The sequence below is a fragment of the Nostoc sp. 2RC genome (assembly GCF_014222165.1).
Lineage (GTDB): Bacteria > Cyanobacteriota > Cyanobacteriia > Cyanobacteriales > Nostocaceae > Nostoc > Nostoc linckia.
Window position 1 is genome coordinate 1 of record NZ_JACKZU010000341.1, and the last position, 8,994, is coordinate 8,994.

8 protein-coding genes are annotated in these 8,994 nt (G+C 38.0%); 4 read left to right on the forward strand and 4 right to left on the reverse strand.

Annotation, left to right across the window (positions count from 1 at the left end; genetic code table 11):
• Positions 1 to 433: 433 nt before the first annotated feature.
• Entirely contained in the window at positions 434 to 1,369 is a 936-nt protein-coding gene (locus tag GNE10_RS27475; protein WP_185568739.1) for an ABC transporter substrate-binding protein, read from the forward strand.
• Between the two features lie 59 nt (positions 1,370 to 1,428).
• Here the strand turns inward: GNE10_RS27475 and GNE10_RS27480 are convergent, their stop codons facing one another.
• The 4 genes from GNE10_RS27480 to GNE10_RS27495 form a co-directional block, all read right to left on the reverse strand.
• Positions 1,429 to 2,397, reverse strand: coding sequence for an FTR1 family protein (locus GNE10_RS27480; RefSeq protein ID WP_185568742.1), 969 nt, complete (start codon positions 2,395 to 2,397; stop codon positions 1,429 to 1,431).
• Positions 2,398 to 2,476: 79 nt separating this feature from the next.
• On the reverse strand, positions 2,477 to 2,911 hold the full coding sequence (locus GNE10_RS27485) for a bacterioferritin (protein ID WP_099067912.1): 435 nt from the start codon (positions 2,909 to 2,911) through the stop codon (positions 2,477 to 2,479).
• A 238-nt stretch (positions 2,912 to 3,149) separates the two neighbouring features.
• Entirely contained in the window at positions 3,150 to 4,211 is a 1,062-nt protein-coding gene (locus GNE10_RS27490) for a helix-hairpin-helix domain-containing protein (protein WP_099067911.1), read from the reverse strand.
• A 182-nt stretch (positions 4,212 to 4,393) separates the two neighbouring features.
• Positions 4,394 to 5,419 (reverse strand): multicopper oxidase domain-containing protein, encoded by a 1,026-nt coding sequence (locus GNE10_RS27495; RefSeq protein WP_185568745.1) that lies wholly within the window; start codon positions 5,417 to 5,419, stop codon positions 4,394 to 4,396.
• Positions 5,420 to 5,984: 565 nt separating this feature from the next.
• Between GNE10_RS27495 and GNE10_RS27500 the strand changes: the two genes are divergently transcribed.
• The 3 genes from GNE10_RS27500 (at position 5,985) to cofH (ending at position 8,934) form a co-directional block, all read left to right on the forward strand.
• Positions 5,985 to 6,176 (forward strand): CbtB domain-containing protein, encoded by a 192-nt coding sequence (locus GNE10_RS27500; RefSeq protein WP_185568748.1) that lies wholly within the window; start codon positions 5,985 to 5,987, stop codon positions 6,174 to 6,176.
• 146 nt (positions 6,177 to 6,322) lie between these two features.
• Complete coding sequence (locus GNE10_RS27505; protein ID WP_185568751.1) at positions 6,323 to 7,492, forward strand: hypothetical protein; 1,170 nt, start codon at positions 6,323 to 6,325, stop codon at positions 7,490 to 7,492.
• Positions 7,493 to 7,788: 296 nt separating this feature from the next.
• Positions 7,789 to 8,934, forward strand: a complete 1,146-nt coding sequence (gene cofH / locus GNE10_RS27510; protein ID WP_185568753.1) for a 7,8-didemethyl-8-hydroxy-5-deazariboflavin synthase subunit CofH — start codon at positions 7,789 to 7,791, stop codon at positions 8,932 to 8,934.
• Positions 8,935 to 8,994: the final 60 nt, after the last annotated feature.

The following is an 8,994-nucleotide window of genomic DNA, read 5'->3' on the forward strand; positions in this document are numbered from 1 at the left end:
TTCTCATACAAGAAAATTTTTACATAACCTTGTATAGATTTTGGGGGGTAAAACGCCGTCAAAATTTCTAAAGAATTTTGTACTACGTTTTTACTCGCCTTTTTTTATATATGTAGAACTAGGCAAAAATCCGTACAGCGATTTTATTGTAGGGGCGAACGCAATACAGTTCGGATAAGCAGTATGAACTTCCCTTGTGGTCTGGGAAAAGGTTAAGGGGTAAAGGGATTTGGATGTATTTAAAACCTTTCCACTATAACCTAAGCATATTGGCGATGAGCGGTTGTTCGCCCTTACGTAGATTTGTTAAATATATCGACATAAAAGTAAAAGAATAAGTTAATTAATTCCACAGAATTAACTACATTTATAGCAATTCTGCATGAAAATGCGGCAAACTATATGAGGAACAAAACTTATAAGGAATTTTATTATGTATCATCGTTGGTTTGTATGTGCTTTGGCATTTTTTTTGAGTATAGCCTTAGTTGCTTGTAACACTGTAAGTACTCAACAGCTACCAGCAAAAGTAGCAAATACTACTGAAACAACTAACACTAATTTGCAGCAATTACCCAAAAAAACAACAACAAGAGTTGTGGCTCTTTCTTCTCTCTCTGCTGATATTATCGCTCAACTCGACCAAACAAAAATTGTGGGAATTACTGGTAGTAAAATATTTAAAGATGACTCCCGTTTTAAAGATATTCCTCGTGTTAGCGAAGGTCAAAATGCTCCTAATTTAGAAAAAATAGTAGCACTCAAACCAGATTTAGTTATTGGCGCAGAAGGTTTTTCTACTATTCCAATTCAAAAAATTCAGCAATTAGGAATTCCCACTTTACTTACCCAGGTGAATAATTGGGAATCTCTAGAAAAGTTGACTAAAACATTAGCTGAATTAATTGATGCCGATCCTCAGCCTTTGTTAAATCGTTACCAAAGTTTCTTACCAAATAAGCCTGATGAAAGTCTTACGACTTTGGTGCTGGTTAGTCGTCAACCAATTTTAGCGCCAAATAAAAATAGTTGGGCAGGAGATTTACTAACGAAATTTCAGGTGAAAAATTTGGCAGCAGAATTACAAGGAAAAAGTCCAGTTGGTGGTTATATAACTCTTTCGGCTGAGAAAATTATAGAGGCAAATCCAGATGCAATAATTTTGGTTAATCCTCCACAAGGTAATTCCCAAACAGAGCTTTTAGATGATTTGAAAAAAGAAAGTTTTTGGAAACAATTACAAGCAACTCAAAATAACCGAGTTTATGTGTTTGATTATTATGGTTTGGTGAATCCAGGGAGTATAAATGCTATAGAAAAGGCTTGTCAAAAACTGCAACAAGATTTACTTGGATTAAAAGGCACTTAAATAAGTATAATTCTTGATTTTATGCAGCACAAAAACATACAAAATTTCCATGAATTATTTTAATCCTTGGCAGAATTAATTGCTTTGTGATGAGATGCAGTATTCTTTTTGGCTGGTAAAAAGCCTCCTCCAATACTGCGGAAATATAGCCCGCCTATAGTGAGCAAAAAACCAAAATATGCCACAGCTTGAACGAGATAGATTTTGTCACTGTAGCCAAACAAAGATTTGAGAATAATGCCAGGAAATTGTTCGTCAGGCAAAATTGTGGAAGTATTGGAGACCATTGGCCCCAAAATACAAGAATGGATTTTAGTAAAGCGTTCGTAATAGAAACAAAGGCTTTGTGTAGCACGACTGCTAAGGGCAAAATTAGCTGCGGCGTCGTCAAAATTTTTCAAGGCTGAAACTACTAAGCCTGCGACAATCAAGACTAATAAAACACCCATTACTTGAAAAAATTGGCGGATATTAATTTTGATGCCCCACTTAAATAAAAGCACACCTATGACGATCGCCACTGTTAAACCTGCAACTGCACCAATGCTAGGAATTAGTCCTTGTTGAAAATTAGCAGCAATAAACAGAACAGTTTCAAAGCCTTCTCGAATAACAGCAATAAAAACTAAACTAAAAACACCCCAACCAGCATTTGAGTTTTGTTTCAGTGCTTGGATAACTGCTCCCTCAACTTGCGCTTTCATAAATTTGGCTTGTTGAGTCATCCAGATGAGCATCCAACTGAGCATTGCGATCGCTAACAAACTAAATACACCTTCCAGTAGTGGCTCAACTACGGAAGTATATTGAGGATTAGCAGCTCCCACTACTTGAATTATCCAACTAAATAGCGCTCCTATCAAGCCGCTAACAGCAATACCAACGCCGACTCCAGTATATACCCAATATTTTAAATTAGATTTTTTCGCTTTTTGCAGTAAAGCTAGAACAATTCCCACCACAAGGGCAGCTTCTACTCCTTCTCGGAGGGTAATTACAAAAGTAGGTAGAGCAGTACTAAAATCCATTTTTTATCCTTTGTTATTTGTCATTAGTCATTAGTTATTAGTCATTTGTCTAAAACCAATGCCTAATGACTAATAACTATTAACTAAAATCACGTAACATTTTTTTCAGTTCGAGATTATGCATCTCTTCTTGTCCTATCATCCCACGAGCAAATTCTTCTAGATAAATGCTGGCATTGGTGACAGTATCCAGGAGATTTTTATACAAATCTAATGCCTTTTTTTCATGGGATAAGCTTTCTGCCAAAATATCTTTGACTGTATGCTTGTAGGTTTCTTCCATTGGGGCAATTTTTAAAGAGGGATGCCCATCTAAACCTGTGAGAATTTCTCCCACTTGTTGGGCATGAAGTAACGATTCGCTTGCCTGTGCTTTGAAGAAAGCTACTATGGGAATGCGGTTAGGGCCAGTGACCATTAACGAATAATGTGTATAGCGTACTACTCCTGCTAATTCAAATTCCATGATGGCGTTGAGCAAATCAATGGTCTTTTTCTGGTCAAGTTCTTGCATTAGTTGTGAATTGAAGTGACGAATAGAGTTTAATTAGTTATGAATTAGGAGTGAGGAGTGAGGAGTGATGAATTAGGAGTGAGGAGTGATGAATTAGGAATTATGAGTTAAAAATTTATTATAGTTTTTAAATTCTTAACTCTTAACTCCTAACTCTTAACTCCTAATTTTTAACTCCTAACTTTTCACTCCATAACTCCTAACTCTTAACTATCTCCTAATTTTAAATAGCTTACTCTCAACTTCCCATTAAATCAAAATGCGATTTTTGTGCTTGGGAACTGGATTTATCAATCACTTTTTGAGAGTTTTCCTCAATGGTTTTCACCAACTTGGTAACATCCTCCGGAGTCTTCACCGGTTTAGCTGGTGGAATAGCACCAGGCCAGACTTTTACTAGTTCGGCAAAACTAGTATTAATTGCTTTATCTGCTTCGGCATCTTGTTGAGCTACTTGGCTGGCAATTCCTTTGTATAATTCGTTGGCGTAAAAGACAAATCCACGAGAGTCTTGATACTCAATTGCTGCGGATATCTTACCATCTGCGATCGCCGCACCATATTCGGAATTAGCTGCATCCAGTAATTCATTAATTACTTGTAATACAAATCCTGGTTTTGAACGTTCTGCTGCTGGTAAAGCTGCGATCGCTCCATCAACGGCTGCCACTGAAGAACTAAAATTAGTTTTAACTTTACTATCCTTGGGGCTAGATTTGACCAAATCTTGCAAACTCACCAAAGTTGTCTTAAATTCCTTAACTTTGCGTTCGTTAAGTTGGTCTTCTACATCAACATAAATCTCCTCAACTGGATGTCCAATATGAGGTTCTGCCTGTTTTGGCTGATTTTGGTCTAAAAGTTCTTTTGCTACTATTAGATGTCCTTTCATTAAGCCTAATTTAGACATGTAGTCAACATCTTTGGCTTCCCCTGTCAGTACTACATCTTGAACGCCAACTTGGTCTTTAATTTGGTCAAATTGCTCCTGAGTAATCACTTTTTTTGTCACTAAATCTTCTGGACTACCGTAAGGACGATTCGCCTGAATTTTGTTAGATAAAGCCGGGACACCAAGCTTGGCTTCAAATTTATCTAATTCTGACAATATAGCAGTATTAATGTTAATTTTTTCTTTACTACCGTGACCGCTATGGCTGTTATTACTTGCTGCTTCTGTAGCTTGGGGAGTAGCAACTGGGGCTGAAGGATTTTCGGCGGTTGGTGTACTGCTACAAGAACTCAAGGTAATTATTGCCGCAGTGGCAACAGTCAAACAAATATAACGAAATTTTATCATTTCAACTCCTAACACAACTTAAATTTATTAATTGTTGTATGGCAAACTACTACCCAATGTCATAGATTGTACTTTCGCATATAATGATATTTTTTATCAACTAATTAATTGAAAATTTTCTGGAAATAATTACAAATAACTTCACTAGTGGTTGCCTTGATGAGCAATAACTAAGTATTTAGTCAAGAATTTTTTACAGTTTTTTGAGATTTGCTATCAGCAATTACTTCAAATTGACCCATGCAACCGTTTTCAGCGATGCTATCTTGATGGGGATGAAACATGTATTTACCTGGATAGCGAAAAGCAAATTCTAAAATGTGCCTTTCTGCTACACCCATGGTCAGTACATCGGTTTTTTCACTGGCAGTCATACTCATGCCGTAGCGATAGACATCAAAAAAGTTGGCGTGGAGGTGAAAGGTGACTGCCGGATCGTATTCAATAATGTTGAGGACATACAACCGAATTAACTGATTTTGATAAATGGGAATGGGATGATGCATGTAATGATGAGGTAGACCATTAAAGGCGTAGTAATCATTGTGGCTATCATCATTTACGTCATACCCAGCCATTACTAGGACAATTTCATCAGCTGGCGGACGGGGAGTAGGAGGATCGATGATAAACATCCCGTACAGTCCCTTGGCAATGTGACGGGTCACTGGTTCAATATGACAGTGGTATAAGTGAACGCCATAAGGTTCGGCATCAAATTCATAAATTGTGGCTTTGCCATTGCTTACCGGACGAACACCATCCATTTCTGCTGGATGAACGCCATGAAAATGCAAAGAGTGAGAATGTCCAGCGTTATTGAGAAATAATATTCGCACGCGATCGCCTTGTTTGGCCCGTAGCGTTGGCCCCGGTATGCGCCCGTTTAAATCCCAAATATTGTAAGAAACAGCACTATTTAATTGAATAATGGAAGTACCCGCAGTTAATTGAAACTCTCGAATAGTACGCCCATTTTCTTGTTTTAACGTTCCATAATCAAAATCCCTGAGCATCTTTGTTGGGTTAGCAACATTGTCTGATGCTTCCATATCAAATGGTGGTACTTTGACTATTGACTGACTTTGTAAATTCAGCGTTTGCCAAAGTGCCGCTGCACCAGTCACTCCCACACCTGCTAAGCCCAGCTTTATTAATTGACGGCGACTCCAAAGTTTTTCTTTACCCAGAGCGAAGTTATTGGGCATGACAGTTAACAGTTAGCACCAAAAAAATTGAAAATTATTTGCAATTATCATTGTGTATATTATCTGAATTAAAAATTATTGTCAATAAGTTGCTAGCGCCGCAAAACTGTTACTAAAACTTATGCAATTTACATCAAGCTAAAATCTGGTTTGAAAACAAAAAAACACTGAAAAACATGTATATTTTATTACTTAATAAATAAACCTGTTATTAGTCAATCACTGTTACCAAGCATCTCCTCTGCTTGCCCATGTGTATCATTTTTCAAGTTAAATAGTCTGACAGATAAAATACATCGGATTTCCAAGAATTTTTGATATTTGGCATCTTTGTCTTATTCAAAATCATGTGTCATTGTTTTGTTATTTGTATGGAGTTTGTGTGTCAATTTCTGCATACCATGACCTCAGTTAAAAGGACAATATAGTATTCACTAAAGACAAATTAGTTAAGACATTTCATACCTACTTGTCAAATAGGAAGCTTATCGTATATCTTTTTGCAATCCATTGGCATTGTGCCTTTGATTGATGAATTACCCAAATTAATTATGCGAGGTCAAAAATGAGTAGTTTTTCTAGTATTTCAGTATTACAAAAGACTGCAAATATTACCTTATCGAAGCCAGTACAGATAACGCTTTATATGCTGCTATCTTCTTTGATTATCTGGACTGCCTTGTTCTCCACTTATCCTGCGGTGCATAACGCAACACATTCAGTACGACATCATACTTTAGGCGTTGCATGTCACTAAATTAACTAATCCCAAAATTTTACTGGGGGATTAGACAATAGTTTGACACCTCATCAATTTATCAAAACAGAATTTAGAAGTCAGTCGTTAAAATTCATGTGCAATTTTGGCGACTGGCGGCTCATCAAATGCCAATGTGAGTTTTTATGAAAAAATATCGATTATTTGGAGTTATCGGTGCTGTTTGTATTACTTTGTCAATTCTTTATTCCTTAGTAGGAAATTCTCAAACTCATAGTTCCAGAGTGATACTTTCCACCAACCCACATTTAGAACGTATTCTTCCCTTTGAAGCCGGAACAGAAAGATATCAATCTCCTGTCACCATGACACTACAAGCGGTAGATGCTGCGGGTAAATCTTTAGAAAATGCCAAAATTAACTTAGAAATTTTGACACCACCATCTACTCCTTGGTTAACAACAGATTTTCCAATTGTTGAAGGTACAAAGCTATTGCAAATGAATGCTGTTGCACCTGACGGAAAACTAGAAATTCAGCAGATGTTACCGATTAGGGGAAAATATGAATTACTGGTAAAAGTGTCACCTTTGGTAGCAAATACCTTTGCTCCCTACGAGCAAACTTTAAATCTTAATGTCCGAGAAAATCCAATTAAATATAAATATTTTGTCATTACAGCAGCTATTTTATTAGCAGTTGGATTGTTGGGTGGTTGGGTTATTGGCGGACAACAAGAACTACAACAAGGAGAAATTGCTCCCCAATCAGTGCGCCTTTTATTAAGTAGTTTAATAGTAATAGCGATAGTAGCTTTGTTATTTATCAATATTAGTGCAGAAGTAGCCGAAGCTCATGGCAGTGGACACCACTCCAGCAATACTGAAGCTATCGCACCATCATCTCAAAAATCCCAAGGATTAGAAATCCAAGTTCAGGGAGATAAAAACGCCACTGTGGGTAAACTTGCAAATTTAGGCTTACAAGTGAAGGACACTACCACAGGACAACCAATCAAAGATGTCACATTGCAGGTGAAAGCCATCGCTCTTGAAGATAATTTAACAGTCTTTGCCTACAAAGGACTTAGCGACCAAGAAGGTAAGTTAACATGGCAAGAGCAATTTTTTGACGGTGCGCCTCATAAAGTTGAGATAGAAGCAACTCCCAACTCAGGATCTAGCCGTGAATTTACACCAATCAAAGTAGCACAAGAAATTGAAGTCGAAGCGATCGCACCACCAATTTATATCAGATTGATTGGTTTATTCTACTTTACTGCCATTGTCGGTATTGGTATGGGCATTGGATTGCTAATCCAGCATCGACGAACACCAAAACCAAGGACAAATTAGCCATATCACTGCTTGGCTAGAGATTATCAATATAAAAATGTGCATCAACATGTGAAAATAGTTGTGGTGAAAAAACCACACTATTTTTTTATTTATATAAACTATAAATAATGCACAAATAATTAAAATTCAGTATACAGCAATTCTCAATCACTTGTGAGACATAGCCAAGGACAAATTACCAATGACAGTCAACACAAAAATTCTCACCAATCAAACAGGATTGCTATATTAAGGCTGGCTAATATTTCGGTAGCCTACCCTAGAAATTATAATCTCAAAATTATAATCAAATAATGGTGACAAAAATTGCAGTTGAAAAAATTCTTGAGCGTGCCTTGATGGGGTACGATGTATCTCCCGAAGAGGGAGTAGCATTGTTACAACAAACCGAACCAGAGGCGATCGCTGCAATACGTACCACATCTGATACTCTACGCCACGCACAAGCAGGTGATACAGTTACCTACGTAATAAATCGTAACATCAACTTTACTAACATTTGCGAGCAACACTGTAGCTTTTGTGCCTTCCGTCGAGATGATGGGGACGCAGGCGCATATTGGTTAGATTGGACACAAATTTTGGAAAAGGCCGCAGATGCAGTGCAACGGGGTGCAACCGAAATTTGTATGCAGGGGGGATTAAATCCACAAGCACAAATCAACGGCAAATCTTTGCCCTACTACCTCAAATTAGTAGAAACCATCAAACAAGAATTTCCCCACATACATCTACACGCTTTCTCCCCCCAGGAAGTGCAATTTATCGCCAGACTTGACGGACTGCAATATGCTGATGTCATTGCTGCTTTGCGAGATGCTGGTGTTGGTTCAATGCCAGGAACAGCAGCAGAAGTATTAGATGATACAGTGAGGCGGATACTGTGCCCAGAAAAAATTGATACAGCCACATGGTTAGAAATTATTAGTACCGCTCACAAACTAGGCTTGCATACCACCAGTACCATGCTATCTGGGCATATCGAAAGCCACGAACAGCAAATTGGGCATTTAGAAAAACTGCGATCGCTGCAAAAAATAGCCATCGAACAACAATATCCAGCACGGATTACAGAGTTTATTTTATTACCTTTCGTCGGGCAAGAAGCACCAAAACCCCTACGTCGTCGTGTCGGACGCGACCAACCTATTTTACAAGATGCACTGCTATTAGGTGCTGTAGCTCGGATTTACTTAGGAAATTGGATTCCCAACCATCAACAGAGTTGGGTAAAACTGGGACTTGCCGGTGCAACAGAAGCCTTAGTTTGGGGTTGTAACGATATCGGCGGCACCTTAATGGAAGAACACATTACCACAATGGCAGGAGCCTTAGGCGGTACATGCATGGAAGTAGAAACATTACAAAGTGCGATCGCTTCCTTAAGACGACCTTACCAACAACGGGATACGCTTTATCAAAGAGTAATTAGTCATTAGTCATTAGTCATTAGTCATTAGTTCTCTCTTCCCCTACCCCCCTGCCCCTCTCCCCCATCT

Bases quoted from the DNA above. Each gene is read 5' to 3' on its own strand.
- GNE10_RS27490 (WP_099067911.1), bottom strand. From the start codon at position 4,211: ATGATAAAATTTCGTTATATTTGTTTGACTGTTGCCACTGCGGCAATA.
- GNE10_RS27500 (WP_185568748.1), top strand. From the start codon at position 5,985: ATGAGTAGTTTTTCTAGTATTTCAGTATTACAAAAGACTGCAAATATT.
- GNE10_RS27505 (WP_185568751.1), top strand. From the start codon at position 6,323: ATGAAAAAATATCGATTATTTGGAGTTATCGGTGCTGTTTGTATTACT.
- GNE10_RS27475 (WP_185568739.1), top strand. From the start codon at position 434: ATGTATCATCGTTGGTTTGTATGTGCTTTGGCATTTTTTTTGAGTATA.
- cofH (WP_185568753.1), top strand. From the start codon at position 7,789: ATGGTGACAAAAATTGCAGTTGAAAAAATTCTTGAGCGTGCCTTGATG.
- GNE10_RS27485 (WP_099067912.1), bottom strand. From the start codon at position 2,911: ATGCAAGAACTTGACCAGAAAAAGACCATTGATTTGCTCAACGCCATC.
- GNE10_RS27480 (WP_185568742.1), bottom strand. From the start codon at position 2,397: ATGGATTTTAGTACTGCTCTACCTACTTTTGTAATTACCCTCCGAGAA.
- GNE10_RS27495 (WP_185568745.1), bottom strand. From the start codon at position 5,419: ATGCCCAATAACTTCGCTCTGGGTAAAGAAAAACTTTGGAGTCGCCGT.